The following is an 18,806-nucleotide window of genomic DNA, read 5'->3' on the forward strand; positions in this document are numbered from 1 at the left end:
CGGCTGAACTGTGCCGGGCGGCAGGGCCGGGCAGAAGACGGGATTTCATTGAATGAAAACAACCACCGCGGGGGCGCTGCGCTCAGCGGACCGCCCGGGAGATGCCGCGCGACGCCGTGCGCAGCGCCGGAACCAGTGCGCGGTGGTTCCCACCCGCGGGCACCACCACGGACAGCGCGGCGCGGACCTGCTCGGCGCCGTCGTGCACCGGAACCGCGACACCCGCCGCGCCGCAGGTGAACATCTCATCGGCTGCGCAGTGCCCCTCCCTGCGCACGTCGGCGAGCACCCGGCGCAGCTTCGCAGGATCGGCGACCGTGTTCGGCGTGAAGCGGGGCAACCGACCGCCGTCGAGGAACCGCTCCTGCACCGCGGGGTCGGCGTGGGCGAGCAGCACCAGGCCCGATGAGCACGCGTGCGCCGGGAGCCGGCCCGCGATGCGGGTCGCGTTGACCACCGCGTCGGGCACCGAGAGGCGCTCCACGAACAGGACGTCGTCGCCGCAGAGCACCGCCAGCTGGGTGTGCTGGCGGATCACCGCGTGCAGGTCTTCCATGAACGGCATCGCCGCCTCGCGCAACGCGAGGGCCTGCGAACTGCGCGCCGCCAGCTCCCACATCCGGTAGCCGACCCGCACCCGCCGGTCGGCCGAGCGTTCCAGGAACCCGTACCCGACCAGTTCACCGACCAGGCGGTGCGCGGTGGCCAGCGGGAGGTCCGCGCGCCGGGCGATGTCCGAGACCCCGAGCGCCGGGTTGTCGGCGTCGAAAGCATCGAGCACCCGAACGATGCGCGTGAGCACGGATTCCCCGGACGGCGACCTTGCCATGGTCGCATCCTCGCGCCGCACGACCCCACGCACAAGCCCCGAACCACGAGGACAGCAGTCCTTTATGGACGAAATGACTCCGAATCACCCGGTGCGCTGCTGCTCCCGTCCGACGGGCACGCGGACACCGTTCCACGGCCCTGGTCATGGGAACGACGTATCGGTCGTAGACGGCCACCAGGCGCGGGTTCGGCGACCCGGCACCGCCTTTCCGGACCGGGTCCGCGAGAACTCGCTCGCCGATCCCGAACTGCTCGATCTCGAACCCGGGCCGTTCGCCGAATCGGTCCTTCATGCGCAGCATCACGACCCGAGCGTGATTGCGCTTTCGGGTGCGAACCCGGTCAGCGCGGGGTGGCCTCGCCGGCCTCCGCCTGCTGCGCCGCGGTGCGGATACCGGGCACGACCGGGCGCAAGGCGCTCACCAGCCACGTCGCTCCCCACGGCCCCGCATAGCTGAACCGCCAGCTCAGCCTACGCACCCGGATGTCGGTGAACCCGGCAGCGCTGAGCTGTTCGGCGCACGCGCGGTGGTGGCGCACGTCGGCGATCGCGATGCGCCCACCGGGCCGCAGCACCCGCACCGCTTCGCGCACCGCCGCCGCCCGCCCGGGCGCGTCTCGGATGTCGTGCACGGCCACGCTGCTCAGCACCACGTCGAACGAGGCGTCGGGGAACGGCAGCGCGCGCATGTCCCCGCACACCACCGACACCCGGTCGGCCAGTCCCTCGGCCGCGGCGTTGGCCGCGATCGCCGCCGCGTCCACCGGACGTCCGCAGCGGCGGTCCACCCCCACGGCGATCCCACCGGGCCCCAACGTGTCCGCGGCGGCCAGCAGCGCGGCCCCGCGGCCGCAGCCGAGGTCGAGGACGCGACCGGTGGGTTCCGGATCCAGCCGCTCCAGGATCCGCGACCACACCAGGCGTTTGCCCAGCCAGGAGGTGTAGAGCGCGCTGGCCGCGCAGAGCAGCAGGACCAGCGCCAGCAGCGCCGACGCGACCCGCTGCCACGGCTGCCCGAACGACCAGACCGCCAGGCCGGCGAGCACCGCACCTGCCGTGAGCGCCGCGGTTACCGCCGGTGCATCCGTCCCGTAATCAGCGCGTCGCGAACCCATGCGCCCTCCCCGAACACCCTGCGAACACGACATGTTACCGAACGCGATCAGTACGGGATGCCGCTCATCAGCCGTCGTCCTCGCGCCCGATGTACTCCTCGCGGGCTAGCGTGGGCAGCCGTTGCCAGCCATCCCGCGAGTGCTGTTCGGTGGCGCGGTGCAGTCCTCCCGGCGGATCGTCGTAGACCACCCGTTCCACCCGACCCCAGCTCGGCGCGCGGGTGCTGCCGGGCGGCAGCTCGGCGTGCATGCGCACCGGCACCGCGACCGCCCCGAAGTCCGCGTAAGTACCGCCCCAGGACGCGCGGACCGGGTTGCGCAGGATGTCGGCGGGAATGCCGCCCTCCGCGCGGATCATGATCTCCGGCGGCACGAGCATGCCGCCCCGGATCGGCGCGTGCTGCACACCAGGCCAGTAAGCGGCGAGCACCTGGTCCACGAACACGGACTTCCCGGCCGTGATCTCGGTGGCCGGGCGCATCGCCGCCAGCCGGGGTTCGCCCAGCGCCGCCCAGTCACCGCCACCCTCGGCGGTCACCCGGACCGCGCGCGCCTCCGGCGGCAGCACGGTGCCGACCTCCTGCCAGTAGCGCGGTTCGGCGACCGGCTCGGGGCGCAGCGGGACCGAGCGGACGCCGTCGGGCGTGGCGATCTCCAGCGCGACGCGGTGCGCATCGAGCCCGGGCCCGGCCAGCGGGACCACCACGTGCGTTCCGTCGCGCCGCGCGGGAACGGAATACCACCCGGTGCGCAGCGACCCGGGCTCCGCGGTGCCGTCCGCACCGCGGTCGTGCCAGACCGACCCCGCTGCGGGCGCGGGCAGCGGCGCGGGCTCCTCCCCGGCGAAACCGCCGGTCCGCTGCACGGGGCCGTCCGGCCTGCCGAGCGCGGTCTGCGCACCGGCGAGCACCTGCACGTCCGCGGCCATCCCGTCCCGGTTGCCGGCCAGCGCTTGCACCGCCCCCGCGGCGGGCGTCCACCCCGGTGCGTGGTTCAGCGGGGCGAACGCGAACACGGTCAGCAAGCAACTGACCAGACCCAAGCTCGCGGTGATCAGTACCGCCCGGTCCGGGCCGGCACCGCGTGTCCTGCCGCGCCGCCTGCGCAGGTGCGCGACCAGCAGGGCCGCCAGCGCCACCGCCACCCAGAGCCGCACGTCGCGGAAGTAGAACTCACCGAGATGCGGGGCCATGCCGTCGAGATCGGCCTTCGTCGGCGCGGGGTCGGCGTGGTCGCCGAAGGGCTGCCCCCGGTCGCTGAGCGGCTTCCACACGTTCGGACCGGCGAAACCCGCGGCGACCAGCGCGATGAGCACCCCGGTCCCGGCAGCGCAGGCCATCCGGCCTGGGTCGCGGCCCAGCGGGGAGCGCAGCAGGGCACCGGTCAGCAGCAGCACCGCCGGTGCCGCCACCGCGCTGTAGTGCAGCGCCCACTTGGTGGGGCTCAACGACAGCAGCGCGAACGCGACGAGCGTGGTGACCGCGCTCGTCGACACGAGCCACCGCACCGTTCCCGGCCGCACCGGATGCCGCCCGCGCCCGATGGCCACCAGCACGCCGGCGGCGATCGTCAGCAGCACCGGCAACCGCAGCGCCCACGGCCCGGCCATCAGCGTGCCGAAGTGCACCCACTCGTCGAACCACGAGTAGGAGAGGTAGTACCAGCGGTGCAGCTCGGTCGCCTCCACGACGTCGGCGAACGCGGCATCGCCGAACCCCAGCGGGACGAAGACCGAGGCCGCCGCGGCAGGTACCAGCAGCACCCCCAGGCGCACCGTCCACCTGCCGCGGCGGAGCAGATCGGCCACCCACGGGGTCGCGGTGACGAGAACCGGTGCGAACGCGACGATCCCGGACGGCGAGCACGCCACGGCGACCGCCGCGCACAGCACCGCCACCGCCAGGGCCGGGATGCTCCGCGCGCGGCGTGCCACTTCGCAGGCCAGCAGCACGCCCGCGCTCAGGCAGATGATCGGTGGCTCCGGCCGCAGGGTGAGCCCGAACGGCAGCCACCACACCAGGAAGGCCAGCGCCAGCGCGGTGCGGACCGCCGCGTGCTGCGCGGTCCGGCCGAGCGCGGTGGCCAGCAGGCAGCGCAGCAGCACCCAGGTGAGCAGTCCGTAGCCCAGCGGCAGCAAGCGCAACCACCACACCGAGTGGTCGCCGAGCTCGCCCCAGAGCTGCATCAGGTACTGGCTGGCGACGAACGGGTTCTCCGTCGCGTTGAACATGTAGGTGTAGTTGCCGATATAGCCCGCCTCGCCGGCGTTGCGTGCCATCAGCGAGTACCAGGAGTCGTCGTAGTGCGCCGGGGCGAGCGCCACCCAGCAGGTCGCGACGGCCGCGACGACGCCGTCCACCGGCCGCGGCCGCGGCGTCCGCACCACACCCCGCACCCGGGGCCAGGCCCGCGTGGCCAGCAGCAGCGTCGCGAGCAACGCCGCCCCGTGCAGCACGAGCAGGGCGATCTTGGTGGTGCCGGGCGAGCTCGAGTACCGGTCGTCCGGGCGCACCACGACGCGCAGCTCGTCGCTCGCCCGGCCCCGGTCGAGGTCCGTGCTCAGCGCCGCGACCTGCGGCACCGGCTCCCCCGCCCGTTCGGCCGCGAGCACGCCGTCCCGCAGCACACGGATACCGCTGTCGTCGGCCTGCACCTGGTACCGGCAACCGCTCCGCGGCACCGGTTCGTCCAGCAACACTCCGCCGCCGCTGCGGACCACGATGCGGTCGTCGACCGCCGACGCGGTCAGCCCGCGTTGACCGTTCGCGCCGGCTCCCCCGGTGGCCAGCGCAGTTCCGGAGCCGATGTCGCGCAGCGCCGCGCAGTCCACGGTCACGTCCAGCGACAACGGGCGTGGCGGGCTCAGCGCGAGGGTGGTCGACTCCACCGGTTGACCCGGCTGCGGCCAGCTGACCACCGGTTCCGCCGCGCGCACCGGGGCCAGGGCCGCGGCGAGTCCGAGCACGAGAGTGAGGACGGCGAGCACGACCGCCGCACGACCGAGGTCCGCGGGTGGTCGCGGTGTTCGCGAGCGGCGCTCGGGTGGCGCCGGTGCGCGGTCGAGCAGGTTCGGCGCAGGAGGAACAACGGACACGGTGGACGATCTTCAGGTTCCCACCACCGCCACGTGCGGTGAGCGGATGATCTTCACCCCAAGGAGGTCACCCGTCCGGCGACAGGGCGGCGATCAGCCGACCGCACTCCCGGTTCCCCATCATTCGGGCACCGCCAGGCCCGCGCGACGATCGGACTCCGGTGCGGCGCTCCGCGATCCGGCGGCGCCGTCCGCCCTTCCGCACATGAGAGCCGTCACGCCCAAAGCTCCGGCGAGTGGGATGAGCACCAAACCGGGCAATTGGTATCGCCAGGAGAACTCCACGGCTGCCGACGCCCCCAGCACCGACACCGCCATGGTGGCCGGTAGCAGCGCGGCTCTCCCCGTGCTCAACCGGCGCGATCCGCGCGGACCCGCACCCGCCAGCACCGCGATCAGCAGGGCTGCCCCCAGAGCGGTCCCCGACGTGTAGCCGACCGTGGACTGGTATAGGCGCAGGGCGCTCGCCAACCTCTCGTCGACGGCGTAGCCCCCGTCGTCGAACTCGTCCAGGATTCCCAGGACGTACGTCTGCCCGGCGTACATCGGGTATGTCTCCTGGAACTTCCAGCGCTCCAGGGGGACATCGCCGGCGGCCTGGACCCTCGTGGGGGCGAAACCCTTGAGGAAGTCGGTGGCCACGGCGCCCAGCACCTCGCCGGGCTGGTTCAGGAAGACCTTCCGGATGAACGAGCCCTTCACCTCCTCGACGTCGACCTCCGGAGGCACGGTGCCAGCACGTGGGTAGTGGTGGATGAAGGTGTCGATCCCGAACCGGACACGTTCCTCGTGCGTCATCTCCGGGCACACCAACCGCTCATCACTGGTCAACGGGAGCGAGCCGCAGTCGGCCACCATCGCGGCTCGTCCGAACATCAGAACGTTCCCGCCCTTCGAGCCCCCGAGCGCGAACTCACCGGTCCACGCGTGGTGGTAGCTCGCGTACGAACCGAGCACGACCGCGAAGCCCAACAACAGGGAACACGCCGAAAGCAGGCGATGGCGCCAGATCTCCCTGCCCGCGCGCACCGCGAACACGACGAAGAGCACCGCCGGGACCACGAGCACGATCCCCGGGAGGCGGACGATCACCGCGCAGCCGAGGAACACCCCCGCGAGCAACGAGCGCCACGGTCCGGGTTCGGTCGACCACAGCAGCGCGAACACCACGCAGAAGATCAACGCCTGGAACAGCACGTCCGACATGATCAGCTGTTCGATCTGGACCTGGTACCCGTCCAGAAGCAGTGGCGCCGATGCCATTCCGGCGATCCACGGTCGAGTCCCCCACCGCAGGAGCAGAACGTAGGCGGCGACCGCCATTCCGATCACGAGCACGTGCTGGACGAGAGCGACGGAAGCCAATCCGCCGAACGGGACCAGCGCCTTCAGCAGCAGGAGCTGGTATCCGATCGGATTGTTCTCGGTGGGGGACAGCGCTTCCAGGTTCTCCAGGTACCAGTACGAGTCGAAGTACAACAACGCGGGGCGGTACGCGACCTGGGCGGCCGCTCGCAGCACGATGCCGCCGACGAGAACAACCGTCAGTACCCAGTGCCGCCGGAGCCCGGCGAGCACCCGTCCGCACCGTCCCCGGCCGCGGACGTCTTCGACGGGTCCGGATCCGTTCGCGCGCACCGAACCCGCCATCGACGAACCCCAAGACCGCCTGTGCGGGCGGAGAACCGCATCCGTCCTGATCCAACCCGCGAGCCGAGACGGAATTCCCTCATCGGACATGGCCCGGACCGTAGACGTTCTGCGCGTGCCACCACGGTGGGATCCGCAGCCGACTCCCCACCATCACTCCAACAGGTCAACCACGCTGCCAGGACCAGGGCGTCAACGCGGTTGTGGCTGCGACACGCCCTCTTGCGAGGGCTACGAGAGGGCGGGCATTCGCTCATCCCGAGCGAGTGATCGCCGCGCCCGCGCAGTCATCCGGTACTGCGATCGCGGTGCCGCGCCGACCGCAGCAGAACGAACCGCGCGACGAGGAACGTCACCGGTGTCGCGATCCCCTGAGCGAGGAGGGGTGCGATGAGCTGGCTCAGCCCGAGGTGGTCGACGAGCAGATACAGAGCCGGAGCACTCACGGCGAACCCGCCCAGATTGGACAGCGGGTAGAGCACCATCCCGCGCAAGCTCGGTCGAACCCGGAACGTGTAGCGGCAGTTGAGCAGGTAGGCGGCGACCATGGCGATCGACAGCGCGAGGGCATGCGCGACCAGGTACGGCACCAGCTGGCGGCTCCCCTGGTAGAGCAGGTAGTACACGCCGGCACTGGCAGCGCCGACGACCAAGAACCGCAGGAACGCGGGAAGCGCGCGCGCAACAGCGAACGTCCTCGTCATCACGCTGCCCGCTGCGCCGTCGTGCACACCGGGAGCATCACCGGAACCGACCACAACACCTGCTTCGCCACCGCACATCCGCTGCCGACCCCGTCGGCGTCGCCGGCCACGCTCGCACATCGCCCGGCCGATTTCGCGCAACGCGCCCGGATCGGCCCCGGCTTCGCCTTGACCACACGAGAGAGTGGTACTCGGCGGGACCGCCTGTCGCTGCACGACGATCACGCGGGCCTTCCCTATTCTGCCCCGCGATCAGCCCGGAACGTATCCGGATACCGACTCCTTCTGACGTGGACGGGAACCGTGGCTCTAGCACCTGCCGACGACGGCGGAATCACCCGGCGCGTCGACGCTCGTCGCACGGGAACCAAGATCGCGGCGGTCGTCCCCTGCCACAACGAATCGCCCACCGTGGCCGACGTGGTCCGATCGCTGCGCGAAGCGGTTCCCGGCATCGAGGTCTACGTCTACGACAACAACAGCACCGATGACACCGCGGAGGCGGCGAAGCAAGCGGGCGCCATCGTCCGGCGGGAAGCGGCGCGGGGAAAGGGAAACGTCGTGCGCCGCGCGTTCGCCGATGTCGAAGCCGACATCTACGTGCTGGTGGACGGGGACGGCACCTACGACGCGTCGCGCACCGGCGAGATGATCGACCTGCTGCGCGACGGACCGTACGACCACGTCCTGGGGGTGCGCACCGAGATCAGCGATACCGCTTTCCGTCCCGGGCACACGTTCGGCAACAAGCTGTTCAACCGGTTGGTCGGCAGGATATTCGGCGCACGGGTGGACGACATGCTCAGCGGGTTCCGCGTCTTCTCCCGGCGCTTCGTGAAGTCCTTCCCCGCGGTGTCCCGCGAATTCGAGATCGAAACCGAGCTCACGGTCCACGCGATGAACCTCCGCGTGCCCCAGGAGCAGGTGAAGATCGGTTTCCGGGACCGCCCGGACGGCAGCGAGAGCAAGCTCCGCACCTACCACGACGGGTGGCGCATCCTGTGGTTGATCGCCGAGCTCGCCCGGCACGAACGACCACTGCTCTACCACGGTGCCGTCACCGCGTTGCTGCTCTTCGCTGGGCTCGCGCTGGGCATCCCGGTGGTGTCCGAGTTCGCCGAGACCGGTGCCGTACCACGCCTCCCCACCGCGGTGTTGTCCTCCTCGTTCGTCATCCTCGCGCTCATCGCGCTGGTGGCCGGACTCATCCTGGACGGACTGCGGCGCACGCGGCGCGAACAAGGGCGGCTCGCCTACCTCAACCTGCCCTGCCCCCCGCACGATGCTGGCAGGGCTCCGTGACTGATCGAACCGTGCCGGAAAGCAGCACCGCTTCGGGCCGCGCGTCCGCGTTCCCATCCACGTCCGGGTTCCGAGTCGAGCCGTGCGCACTTCTGTACCTGTTGCTCAGCGCGCTCTTCGGCTGCATCTTCCTCGTCATGAACCCCCCGTTGTGGGGGTCCGACGAGTTCGCCCATTTCGGCCGCGCCTACGCCATCGACCACGGGCAGATCGTCCCGCGGGAAATGCCCGATCCCAACGGGACCAACTTCGGCGGGGAGATCCCCACCACGGTCAACGCGTTGCGGGAGTACGCGGCGGAGGCGGTCGCCACGCTGCCGGAACCGCCGGAACCCCGCGTCGCCGATCCCGGGGCTTACGCCGAGCTCGCGGCGCAACCGCTCCAAGCCCCGCACATCGAGATGGGCTTCGTCAACACCTCCTCGTACTCCCCGATCGCCTACCTGCCCTCGGTTCTCGGGCTCCGCGCTGCGGAGCTCGTCGGCGCTTCCGTCGGTGCCGCGTTGGCCACGATGCGCCTCTGCACGCTCATCGCCTCCACGTCGCTCGTCTGGCTCGGGCTCCGAGCGCTGTCCGAACACCGCTTCAAGTGGGCTGTTCTGGTCGTGGCGCTGCTGCCGATGACCGTGTTCCAAGCGTCGATGATCACCGCCGATGCGGTGACCAACGCTCTCGCGCTCCTGTTCAGCTGTCTGTTCGCCAAAGCCGCTTTCCTGCGAGCACGACTCTCGACGTGGGAATCGTGGACCTTGTGCGCCACCGCGGTGGCGCTACCGCTCGCCAAACCCACATACGTGATCCTCGCGCTCCTGCTCGCCATCACGCCCGCCGCGCAGCTGTCGCTCCGAACCCCGGTGAAATACCTGGCCACGGTCGTCGGGGCTGCCGCGTTCCTGGCGTGGACGGCCGTATCCGCGAAGACGAGCGCCGGCATGCATCTCATGCGACCCGGGGTGCACGTCTCGCAAGATGATCAGTTGCAGCTGGTGCTGGCGGACCCGATCAGGTTCGTCGGTGTCCTCGTCAACACGTTCGTCCAGCTGGAGCCGGACATCGTCACCGGGATGTTCGGCACGCTCGGGAACACCGCCGTCCCGATTCCCGCAACCGCCGTGGCGATGTGCCTGGTGGCCGCGGTGGTCGCCGTGGGCTTCTCCGAACCCGCGTGCGCCGACCGCCCGAGGTTGTTGGTCACGAGCGCGGGACTCGTGTTGAGCGTGGCGGCCATCTTCGGAGCCCTCTACCTGGAGTGGACCGCGGTCGGGCACTTCACGATCGACGGGGTTCAGGGTCGGTACTTCCTCCCCCTCGCCGTCCTGGCACTGGCCGTGTACGCGCAGCTCGTCCCGCTGCGCTGGCAGGCGGCACCTCCGCGGTCCAGCGCAGTTCCGGAGAAGGTCGTGGTCGTCATGGTGACTACCGCGTTGGCCCTCGCCGCGCTGAAGTACTGGTACGTCCTGTGGGGATGAGAGCGGGAGCACGCCGCCGATGCTCCGACACGCCCTCTTTCGGGGACAGCAGCCGCCCGGTTTCGCCAGCGGAGACCGCCGTGCCCTGCACGGACGACAACCGCACTGCGCGGGAGACGTGCAGCGACATCAGTACCCTGCCTCAGCGATCCGCTGGCGGCCCCGCCGGGACTCGACGCACCACGGAGCGCAGCCGAGCACAGGTCCAGGGGCGCTCGAACTGGGCGTGTAGCCGACGCGGCCGCATCGACGTCATCCGGGAGGATGCGTGACGCAACAAACACTGGACGGTGTCCGCAGTCCCAGCCCGCGGCAGCCCATCCGATGGCCACAGGGGCGTGCGCGCGTCTTCTGGCTCAGCCTCGGCTGGGTCGTCCTGGCTACGCTGCTCCAGCTGATGCGCGGACCGGGAAACCGGGCCGCGCACGTGATTTGGGCCGAAGACGGCGGTGTGTTCTTCAACCAGGCTCTCCGGCACGACTTCTGGCACAACCTCTTCGCCCCGCACGCCGGGTACTTCCAGGTCGTGTGCCGCTTGCTCGCCCAACCGGCGGCACACCTGCCGATCGAGTGGGTAGCGGTGTGGTTCGCGATCAGCGGTGCGCTGGTCGTCGCGCTGATCTCGCTGCTGGTCTTCTTCACCAGCAGGACGATCCTCACCTCCACCTGGGCACCGCTGCTGCTCGCCGGACTCGTCCCGCTACTGCCCCAAGCCGGGTACGAGGTCAACGCCAACATCAGCAACCTGCACTGGTACCTCGCCTACGCGGCGTTCTGGGTCCTGTTGGCCGCACCGAGTTCGCGCCGGGGTCGCGCCGGCGCGTGCTTCATCGTGGTGCTCGCAGCGCTGTCGGATCCGTTGACGGCGTTGGTGTTGCCCGCTGCGCTCGTGTCCCCCCGGCGACGCGCCTCGGTGATCCCCGCGGCGGCGATGGTGGCGGCGCTCGGCCTGCAGGCCACGATTTACCTGGGCCAAGCCGACTCCTACAGCAACAGCGCGACATCCGTCGGCGACCTGTTCTGGATCTACGGGCTGCGGGTCGGCGCGAGCGCCGTGACGGGCGACCGATCGCTGATCCCGTTCTACACCGCGCTCGGCCTGGCCGGTGTCGCCGCGGTGGGCGTCCTCGGTTGCGTCGCGCTGGCGCTCCTGGTGATCAGGGCGGAACGCGGAGCGCGCCGCATCGCCGTGGCGGCACTGCTCATCTCCGTGGCCTACCTGGTGGTCCCGCTCGGCCTGCGCGGGACCACCTCCCTGCTCGACCGGGAGCAGTTCAGCATCAACGGGTCGCGGTACACGCTCGTTCCGCTGCTCCTGCTCTGGGCCTGCCTGGTCGTGCTACTGGACAACGTGTCGACGCGGACCTCATCCCGGCGCTTCCCGCTCTCCGCCCGGACCACCGGTCTCGTGCTCACCTGCCTCGCCGGTGTGCAGCTGCTCAGCGATGTGGGTGCCCCCACCGTGCGGAGCGAGGCCACCAGGTGGTCCGCCGAACTCCAGGCGGCGCGCGAGGAATGCGCCGCCCCGCCGGAGGACCGAGCACCGCAGTCCGCGCCACTCGTCGCCGACCACGACGGATCCGGTTCCGTGCCCATCGTTCCCGGACCCGACGATGTGTCGATCGAGGTGGCTCCGGTTCCGCCGCCCGGTGAGCCCGTGACCTTCGCGATCGTCCTGCCGTGCTCGACCCTCCGCTCCTCGTGACGCCGGACGAGACCCGGCGGCCCGGACATCCGGACGGGAGCGCCGGGTACGTCCTCCGCCACTGAACCTGCCCCGCTACCGAAACGGACGCTGCGACATGACACGCATCGACGGCGACACGAACCTGCAGACCGAGGCCCTCGAAGATCTGGTGTCCGCGGTCAACTACCGCCGCTGGCTCTGCTCCCTCGCGGTGCCGCACTTCGGTGCGGATGTCCTGGAAATCGGCTCCGGGCTGGGCCATTTCGCTGCCGAGTGGGCGGACATGGGCGTTGCCATCACGGCGAGCGAGGCGGCGCCGGAGCGGCTGGCCATCCTGCGGGAGCGGTTCGCGGGCGATCAGCGGGTCAGCGTGCGCGAGCTCGGGGTGCCGATCACCGAGCGCGGCGAGCACACCAACGTCGTCGCGTACAACGTCCTGGAGCACATCGAGGACCACATCGGTGCGCTGCGCAGTTTCGCCGGGCTCGTCCGGCCCGGGGGGACCGTGCTCCTCATCGTCCCGGCGTTCGAGTTCGCGATGAGCCGCTTCGACCGGGCGATCGGACATCACCGCCGATACCGCGTCCCGCAGCTCGCGGATGCGCTCACCAGCGCGGGCCTGGTACCGGAGCAGTGTCGCTACATCAACGGTCCCGGCCTGCTCGCGTGGTGGCTGACCTGCCGCGTCCTGGGCGGGCGGCCGAAGGCCGGTGCGATGCTGAGCGCCTACGACCGGGTGTACGTGCCGATCGAGCGGCGGATCGAGTCCCGGGTGCGGCCGCCGTTCGGCCAGTCGGTCTTCGCGGTGGCGCGCCGCCCGGGTTGAGGCCGGTTCGGGCGGGACACCGGGCTGCGTCGGGCTATGCGGCGGCGCTAAGTTCGGCGGGTCGACCGCGGACTCCGGAGGCAGCATGCACGCGCACGACCAGGACGAACGCCGTTCGGTTGCCGACCTGCTGTGGCGGGCGGATCCGAACGAGTGGGTCCGCAAGCGCACCGCGCAGCTGCCCGCGGGACGCGCGCTGGACCTGGGCAGCGGGAAAGGGCGCAACGCGGTGTGGCTGGCCACCCGCGGCTGGGCGGTGACCGCGGTCGACTTCTCCCGGGTGGCCCTGGACGAGGCCCGCAGACTGGAGCAGGCTCGCGCGGGGTCGGCAACGCATCCGGTGCGCTGGGTGCCGGCCGATGCGGCCGACTACGAGCCGGACGGCGCGTTCGACCTGGTCCTGGTGGTGCACCTGCACGTTCCGGCGCAGCAGCGCGCCGAGGTGCTGCGCAGGGCGGCCCGCTCGCTGGCGCCCGGCGGCCGGCTGCTCGTGGTCGGGCACCACGCGGACAACCTGACCGCGGGAACCGGCGGCCCGCAGGACCCGGACCTGCTCTACACCCAGCACGATCTGCTGGCCGATCTGGCGGGCTTCCCGGAGCTGGCCACCCGGTTCGCCGACCGGACGACGCGGCTGCTGGGCGGCGGGCCCCGCCCGGCGCTGGACGTGGTCGCCGAGTTCCAGCACGTGCCGGGCGGTTCCGGGGCGCTCGGGGTCAGTCCCGCTGCGCGATGACGAACCTGCTCGTTTGAGCCACTCGCGCCCCGGTGTCCAGGCCGAAGCTGCGCCCGTAGTGCTCACCGATCGTCGCGGCGTTCTCGTCGGTGGCGATCCGCCAGCCCGCCGCGGTGAGCTGCTCCTGCGGGCTGGTCCGCGGGCGGGTGTCGAACAGGTCCCGAATGTCGATGCCGAACTGCCGGCGCGCCAGGTCGAGCGTCTGCTCGTCCAGGACACCGGCCGCGGCGTCGATGCATTCCAGCGAGATCCGGCTGCCCGGTGCGGACAGTTCGCGCACCGCGGCGAACAGTTCGGCCTCGGCTTCCACCGGCAAGTACGGCAGCAATCCCTCGGCCAGCCACGCGGTGGGCTGGTCCGGGTCGAAGCCGGACGAGGCCAGCGCCGCGGTCCAGTCGCCGCGCAGGTCGGTGTCCACCACGTGCCGGGCGCAGGACGCCGTCGCACCCGCTCCGGTGAGCACCTCGTCCTTGAACTGGAGCACCTTGGGCTGGTCGACTTCGAACACGTCGCTGCCCGACGGCCACGGCAGCCGGTGCGCCCGGACGTCGAGCCCGGCGGCGAGGATGACGAACTGCCGGATGCCGGAGTCGGCGGAGACGGCGAAGAAGTCGTCGAAGAACCGGGAGCGGACACCGAGGTAGTCGGCGACGGAATGCCACTCCGGGTTCGGCAGGTCCTCGCCACTGGTGGGCATCGTCGCGGGCGGGTCGGCCGCCTCGACGAAGGCGTGCGCGAAGCGGTCGTGCACCAGGGCGTCCGGACGCGTGTCCTCCACCGCCCGGGCGGCTGCCACGCCGAGCGCCGTCAGCCCGACGCTGGTCACGATGTCCCACTGCTCGGTCGAACTCATCCGGCTCGACCTCCCCGACACGTAGTTATCTTTGCTAACTACGCTGGCACCTGTCATGATCGCCCGACAAGGAGATGGTGATCTCCGACACCGGAAAAGCCTTGCGGGAAAGCGCCATCGGCGACGCAACAGGGCAAATTCCCGCGCAGTGCTCCCGAAATGCGGATCCGCTATCGGCCGCGGAGCAAGATCCACTTCGGACGCTCCGCGCTGCGGAACGGAGCGGTTTCGCCGCACCCGGCACATCGGTCAATTCCGGCGCACCGACCGGTCATCCTGCTGCAGCGACCGCCGATCGCCGCAGGTCTGGCGCCCGGTCGCCGCTGCTGGTTACCTTCGCCCCATGTTCACCGGGCGCGAGGAGAACGCGGTGGAGTCGGCCTTCGGCACCGAAATCCGCGATGTGGACGCACGCACGCCGAATCTCGCGCGCATGTACGACTACCAGCTCGGCGGCACGCACAACTTCGCACCGGACCGGGAACGACTCGACGCCGCGGTCGGCCACGCTCCGCAGACCGTGCCGCCCGCCGCGGTCGATCGCGCCTTCCTGCAGCGGGCGGTGGCCTGGTGCGCCGACCGCGGCATCGACCAGTTCCTGGACTTGGGCTCGGGCATCCCCACGGCGGGCAACGTGCACGAGGTCGCCCGACGCCGCGCTCCGGGCAGCCGGGTCGTCTACGTCGACCACGAGCCGGTGGCCGTGGCGCACGGCAACGAGCTGCTGCGCGGTACCGAGTCGGCCGCGGTCGTGCATGCCGACCTGCTCGACCCGGACGACGTGCTCGGCGCCCCGCGCACCGCCGAGCTGCTCGACTTCGCGCGTCCGGTGGCGCTGCTCGTGGTCGGCGTGCTGCACCACATCGGGCACGGCGCCGATGTGGAGGGAGTGCTGGCCGAGTACCGCTCGGCGCTGGCCCCGGGCAGCGCGCTGGTGCTCAGCCAGCTGACCGGCGATGCGGGCGCGGCGGAGGTGCCGGGCGGGCTGCACCCGCGCAGCCTCGCGGAAGTGGGCGCGCTGTTCGCCGGGTTCGACCTCATGGCGCCCGGTCTGGTGCCCGCCGCCGTCTGGCATCCAGCGGACCCGCACGAGCACGGCTGCTCGCCGCGCGCAGCGGTCAGCTGGGCCGGTGTGGGTGTGCGCGGTCAGGTCTGACCCGGCCGCATCGCACGGGCCAGCAGGTCCGGGTCGAGCACGGTGGAGGCCCGCTGCACCTCGATGCCGACCAGGATCCCGTCCTGCCAGTCCAGCACCACCGCTGAGGTCACCGCGTCCGGGACCGGCACCTCGATGCTCTCCCGGCCGGCCGCCGGTTCCGCTCGCGTCAGGTGCAGGTACGCGGCATCGCTGTCCGGCGAGTATTCCCAGTGCACCGCACCATCCTCATCGCGCGCCCTGCGGCGGCGGCCGGACCGGCATCCGCCCGCCGCCGGTGTCGGTCAACCCGCTTGCTCGGGCCGTTGCGGCACGGCCTGCTCCACCTCGGCCGCGCTGCCGTACTCGCCCTCGGGGAGGGCCGACAGCGCCCGCAGCGTCTGCGCATCGACATCGCGCGTCTGCGCGTAATCGAGGATCCGTTCCGCCGTGGCCGGGTATTCCAGCCCCTGCAGGGCCTTGAGCACCCGGAGCTCATCCCGCTTGGTCATCCCGTGTCCTCACCTGGCGCGGTGGTCGGCCGGCCTGCGCTGCTCCGGGAGCTTGCCGTGCAGCGCCTCCCGGCAGCGGTTCATGTCCCGGGCGACCTCGGTCAACCGCGTCAACACAGCTACCATCGAAAACCCCTTTCGCACATCGAGCACGTCAACGCCTCGACCACTGGTTACCCGCGGTGCCCATCGGTCACACCTCGCAATGTCCGCCGGTGGGCGGCCGTTTCCGCGGCGATCCGGGCGGGTATGACACGGGCCGGATCAACGAGCCGCGAAGGAGGCCCGTCTTGTCGGAGCAGAAGCTGCCGCTACCGGACTACGACGAACTGCCGATGGGCTCGCTGCAGCACCGGGTCCGCGCGCTGGAGGCCGACGACGTGCGGCTGCTGCTGGAGCACGAGCGGGCGCACGCGGACCGGGTGCCGGTGATCGAACTGCTCACCAACCGGCTGCAGGACCTGGAACAAGGGGCGCAACCCAGCTCCGGGGACCAGAGCCGGGCGCCGGAAGCCCCGTCGCACACCCCGGCCGGATCTCCGGTCACTCCGACCGGCCCGGCCGAACCGGGTCGGCCGACCGGGCACGGCACGCGCAGTTCGACCGGCCAGGGCATCGAGCACACCGAATGAAGCGGAGCGAGCATGAGCACTGATCGGGAAACGCTGCGCGCCGTGCTGTCCGATGTGGACTATCCGGCCACCAAGGACGATCTGGTGGACCGGGCGCAGCACAACGACGCCGATGCGGACACGTTGCGGGCCCTGCGCTCGCTGCAACCGGTCGAGTACGGCGACTTCACCGAGGTCGTGCGGTCGGTGACCCTGCACACCGGGCCGGAAGAAGGGCGCACGAGCTCGGAGAAGGCCAAGCAGGCCCGGGACAACGCGGACAGCGGTCTGGCCGAGCACCAGACCGAGGTACCGCCCAATCCGATCGCCGAGGAGATCGGCGAGAACCGGAAGGCGTGAGGCGCTCAGTCCGGCCTGCGCACCTCGAACACAGTGGCACCCGTCTCCTGCTCGGCCTGGTTGCCGATGCCGAGATCGATCCCCGGGCGGTCGCGCAGCATCAACGTGGCAGCCAGCGCGATCAAGAACATCACCGACAGGTAGACGCCCACGGACAGCAGGCTCCCGGTGGCCTGCACCAGCGCGGTGGCGATCGTGGGCGCGAAGGCTCCGCCCGCGATCGCGCCGCTCGCGTAGGAGATCGCCACTCCGGAATACCGCATGGAAGCGGGAAAGATCTCGGCGTACCAGGCCGCCTGCGGGCCGTAAGTGAGTCCCAGCCCCGCGGTGAACAGCGCCAGCCCGAGGAACAGCAGGCCCGCGTCACCCGTGTCGACGAGCAGGAACATCGGGAACACCGCGAGGAGCAGGCCCGCGTACCCGCAGATGTAGGACCGTCTGCGGCCGATCCGGTCGGCGAGCCGCCCGGCGGCGTAGGTGGTGAGCAACCACAGCAGTGCCGATCCGGACACGGCAACCAGGACTTCGGTGCTGCCCAGCGGTCGAGCGACGTCCGGCCCAGTGGCGTAGCTGGTGATGAATCCGCCTGTGGTCATGTACCCGGCGGCGTTGTTGCCCGCGAACACCAGCGCGGCCAGCACCACCAGCAGCCAGTGCTTGCGGAACAGCTCCACCACCGGCGCCCCGGACCGCTGTTCGCGCTCGGCGAGTTCGGTGAACACCGGACTCTCGTCCACGGCGCGGCGCACGAAGTAGCCGACGCCGATCAGCACCACGCTCAGCAGGAACGGCACCCGCCATCCCCACTGCACGAACTCCTCGCCCGGCGAGATGACGCCGGTCATCAGCGCGGTCACCCCGGACGCCAGCAGCATGCCTAGCGGCACGCCCAGCTGCGGGACCGAACCGGCACGCCCGCGGCGGTCGGCGGGCGCGTGCTCCACGGCCATGAGCACCGCACCGCCCCATTCCCCGCCTGCCGAGATCCCCTGCAGGATCCGTAGAACCAGCAGCGCGACCGGTGCGGCCACCCCTGCCGAGGCGTACGTGGGCAGCAGGCCGATGAGGCTGGTCGCGCCGCCCATCAGCAGCAGGGTGAGCACCAGCATCGCCCGCCGGCCGAGCCGATCGCCGAAGTGCCCGGCCAGGAATGCGCCGAGCGGGCGGAACACGAAGCTGATCCCGACGGTGGCGAAGGACAGCAGCAGTCCGATCTCCCGTCCAGCCGGTTCGAAGAACAGCTCGGTGAACACCAGACCGGCCGCCGTGGCATAGATGAAGAAGTCGTACCACTCGACGGTCGTGCCGATGACGGTGGCCGCGGCCACCCGCCGCTGGTTCGCGGCCGGACTCGTCGAGGTTCGCCCCGCTGCCATCCCGCTCCTGTCGTCCGGCGGGCGCGTTCGGTGGGCCCGCGCCTCCGTTGGCCCGCGGCTGCACCCGTTCATCCCGGCACGCCGCGCACGGCGGACAAGCCTGCAACACCGCGGCCGTTCGGTAAAGATCCGCACGCACGGATCTGCGCGGGCGGATGGTGCCGTGGGTGACCGGTCGGCCCGCACGCGGCCAGGCTCGGTCCGATGCGGTTCCCGGAGAAAGCACGCCCGCGTTCGTGGGCGTCGAGCACGAGCGGCGCCGGGCCGAGCGGAACGGCGGTGGCGCGTTCCTGACCAGGTCAGGTCGGGTCCGTTCGACTGATCCGACCGCTCGCCCGAGCGCGCGCTCGGTCTCCGTTCAGCGGACCGGAGCGCCACTCGGTCCGGCGGCACCGAAACGCTCAGCGATCGGCGGCGTGCAGGCGCCGCTCCAGGGCGGCGAATTCGTCCCGGAGTTCCGGCGGGACCGGGATCTCGGCGAACCACTCGCGGATGAGTCCGAGCTCGGCCTTCCACTCCGCCACGTCCACGTTCAACGCCGTGT

17 protein-coding genes and 1 pseudogene are annotated in these 18,806 nt (G+C 71.1%); 8 read left to right on the top strand and 10 right to left on the bottom strand.

Annotated elements, in window-relative coordinates:
• Window positions 1–82: 82 nt before the first annotated feature.
• The 6 genes and pseudogenes from IQ251_RS16405 to IQ251_RS16425 form a co-directional block, all read right to left on the bottom strand.
• Window positions 83–829 (bottom strand): IclR family transcriptional regulator, encoded by a 747-nt coding sequence (locus IQ251_RS16405; protein ID WP_193929472.1) that lies wholly within the window; start codon window positions 827–829, stop codon window positions 83–85.
• Window positions 830–956: 127 nt separating this feature from the next.
• Window positions 957–1,046 (bottom strand): annotated as a pseudogene (locus IQ251_RS19840) (methyltransferase); the annotation flags it as partial.
• Between the two features lie 127 nt (window positions 1,047–1,173).
• Window positions 1,174–1,947 carry a class I SAM-dependent methyltransferase gene (locus IQ251_RS16410; protein WP_193929473.1) on the bottom strand — a complete coding sequence of 258 codons (774 nt, stop codon included), beginning with the start codon at window positions 1,945–1,947 and terminating at the stop codon, window positions 1,174–1,176.
• Between the two features lie 67 nt (window positions 1,948–2,014).
• Complete coding sequence (locus tag IQ251_RS16415) at window positions 2,015–5,041, bottom strand: arabinosyltransferase domain-containing protein (protein ID WP_193929474.1); 3,027 nt, start codon at window positions 5,039–5,041, stop codon at window positions 2,015–2,017.
• Between the two features lie 120 nt (window positions 5,042–5,161).
• A complete protein-coding gene (locus IQ251_RS16420) occupies window positions 5,162–6,619 on the bottom strand; it encodes a phospholipid carrier-dependent glycosyltransferase (RefSeq protein WP_193929475.1) in 1,458 nt (485 codons plus the stop codon).
• A gap of 359 nt (window positions 6,620–6,978) precedes the next feature.
• The gene (locus IQ251_RS16425; RefSeq protein ID WP_370591452.1) at window positions 6,979–7,422 is read right to left on the bottom strand and encodes a GtrA family protein; all 444 of its coding nucleotides are present in this window, start codon (window positions 7,420–7,422) and stop codon (window positions 6,979–6,981) included.
• Between the two features lie 276 nt (window positions 7,423–7,698).
• Here IQ251_RS16425 and IQ251_RS16430 point away from each other — a divergent pair, with 276 nt between their 5' ends.
• The 5 genes from IQ251_RS16430 to IQ251_RS16450 all read left to right on the top strand — a co-directional run bounded on the left by IQ251_RS16430 (window position 7,699) and on the right by IQ251_RS16450 (window position 13,415).
• The gene (locus tag IQ251_RS16430) at window positions 7,699–8,697 is read left to right on the top strand and encodes a glycosyltransferase (protein ID WP_193929501.1); all 999 of its coding nucleotides are present in this window, start codon (window positions 7,699–7,701) and stop codon (window positions 8,695–8,697) included.
• An 11-nt stretch (window positions 8,698–8,708) separates the two neighbouring features.
• Window positions 8,709–10,166, top strand: coding sequence for a DUF2142 domain-containing protein (locus IQ251_RS16435; protein WP_370591454.1), 1,458 nt, complete (start codon window positions 8,709–8,711; stop codon window positions 10,164–10,166).
• 268 nt (window positions 10,167–10,434) lie between these two features.
• Window positions 10,435–11,871, top strand: a complete 1,437-nt coding sequence (locus IQ251_RS16440) for a glucosyltransferase (RefSeq protein ID WP_370591453.1) — start codon at window positions 10,435–10,437, stop codon at window positions 11,869–11,871.
• A gap of 97 nt (window positions 11,872–11,968) precedes the next feature.
• On the top strand, window positions 11,969–12,679 hold the full coding sequence (locus IQ251_RS16445; RefSeq protein ID WP_193929478.1) for a class I SAM-dependent methyltransferase: 711 nt from the start codon (window positions 11,969–11,971) through the stop codon (window positions 12,677–12,679).
• Window positions 12,680–12,764: 85 nt separating this feature from the next.
• Window positions 12,765–13,415 (top strand): class I SAM-dependent methyltransferase, encoded by a 651-nt coding sequence (locus IQ251_RS16450; protein ID WP_193929479.1) that lies wholly within the window; start codon window positions 12,765–12,767, stop codon window positions 13,413–13,415.
• Here the strand turns inward: IQ251_RS16450 and IQ251_RS16455 are convergent.
• Window positions 13,396–14,268: an SAM-dependent methyltransferase gene (locus IQ251_RS16455; RefSeq protein ID WP_193929480.1), complete on the bottom strand. Its 873-nt coding sequence runs from the start codon at window positions 14,266–14,268 to the stop codon at window positions 13,396–13,398. The two genes, IQ251_RS16450 and IQ251_RS16455, sit on opposite strands and share 20 nt — an antisense overlap.
• Window positions 14,269–14,611: 343 nt before the next feature.
• On the opposite strand from IQ251_RS16455, the gene IQ251_RS16460 reads away from it, so the two are divergent.
• On the top strand, window positions 14,612–15,424 hold the full coding sequence (locus IQ251_RS16460; RefSeq protein ID WP_193929481.1) for an SAM-dependent methyltransferase: 813 nt from the start codon (window positions 14,612–14,614) through the stop codon (window positions 15,422–15,424).
• Here IQ251_RS16460 and IQ251_RS16465 read toward each other — a convergent pair.
• Together IQ251_RS16465 and IQ251_RS16470 are read right to left on the bottom strand one after the other, a co-directional pair.
• Window positions 15,415–15,642 (bottom strand): DUF2283 domain-containing protein, encoded by a 228-nt coding sequence (locus tag IQ251_RS16465; protein ID WP_193929482.1) that lies wholly within the window; start codon window positions 15,640–15,642, stop codon window positions 15,415–15,417. The two genes, IQ251_RS16460 and IQ251_RS16465, sit on opposite strands and share 10 nt — an antisense overlap.
• 66 nt (window positions 15,643–15,708) lie before the next feature.
• Entirely contained in the window at window positions 15,709–15,915 is a 207-nt protein-coding gene (locus IQ251_RS16470) for a DUF2795 domain-containing protein (RefSeq protein ID WP_193929483.1), read from the bottom strand.
• Between the two features lie 290 nt (window positions 15,916–16,205).
• Between IQ251_RS16470 and IQ251_RS16475 the strand changes: the two genes are divergently transcribed.
• Together IQ251_RS16475 and IQ251_RS16480 are read left to right on the top strand one after the other, a co-directional pair.
• Complete coding sequence (locus IQ251_RS16475; protein ID WP_193929484.1) at window positions 16,206–16,547, top strand: DUF8129 domain-containing protein; 342 nt, start codon at window positions 16,206–16,208, stop codon at window positions 16,545–16,547.
• A 12-nt stretch (window positions 16,548–16,559) separates the two neighbouring features.
• Window positions 16,560–16,886 (top strand): DUF2795 domain-containing protein, encoded by a 327-nt coding sequence (locus IQ251_RS16480; RefSeq protein ID WP_193929485.1) that lies wholly within the window; start codon window positions 16,560–16,562, stop codon window positions 16,884–16,886.
• A gap of 5 nt (window positions 16,887–16,891) precedes the next feature.
• Here the strand turns inward: IQ251_RS16480 and IQ251_RS16485 are convergent, their stop codons facing one another.
• The gene (locus tag IQ251_RS16485; RefSeq protein WP_193929486.1) at window positions 16,892–18,262 is read right to left on the bottom strand and encodes an MFS transporter; all 1,371 of its coding nucleotides are present in this window, start codon (window positions 18,260–18,262) and stop codon (window positions 16,892–16,894) included.
• Between the last annotated feature and the right edge of the window lie 544 nt (window positions 18,263–18,806).

Origin of the sequence: Saccharopolyspora montiporae (assembly GCF_015209505.1) — a bacterium.
Taxonomy (GTDB): Bacteria; Actinomycetota; Actinomycetes; order Mycobacteriales; family Pseudonocardiaceae; genus Saccharopolyspora; species Saccharopolyspora montiporae.

Coding starts and splice junctions, on each gene's coding strand:
- IQ251_RS16405 (WP_193929472.1), bottom strand. CDS start 829: ATGGCAAGGTCGCCGTCCGGGGAATCCGTGCTCACGCGCATCGTTCGG.
- IQ251_RS16410 (WP_193929473.1), bottom strand. CDS start 1,947: ATGGGTTCGCGACGCGCTGATTACGGGACGGATGCACCGGCGGTAACC.
- IQ251_RS16445 (WP_193929478.1), top strand. CDS start 11,969: ATGACACGCATCGACGGCGACACGAACCTGCAGACCGAGGCCCTCGAA.
- IQ251_RS16450 (WP_193929479.1), top strand. CDS start 12,765: ATGCACGCGCACGACCAGGACGAACGCCGTTCGGTTGCCGACCTGCTG.
- IQ251_RS16455 (WP_193929480.1), bottom strand. CDS start 14,268: ATGAGTTCGACCGAGCAGTGGGACATCGTGACCAGCGTCGGGCTGACG.
- IQ251_RS16460 (WP_193929481.1), top strand. CDS start 14,612: ATGTTCACCGGGCGCGAGGAGAACGCGGTGGAGTCGGCCTTCGGCACC.
- IQ251_RS16470 (WP_193929483.1), bottom strand. CDS start 15,915: ATGACCAAGCGGGATGAGCTCCGGGTGCTCAAGGCCCTGCAGGGGCTG.
- IQ251_RS16480 (WP_193929485.1), top strand. CDS start 16,560: ATGAGCACTGATCGGGAAACGCTGCGCGCCGTGCTGTCCGATGTGGAC.
- IQ251_RS16485 (WP_193929486.1), bottom strand. CDS start 18,262: ATGGCAGCGGGGCGAACCTCGACGAGTCCGGCCGCGAACCAGCGGCGG.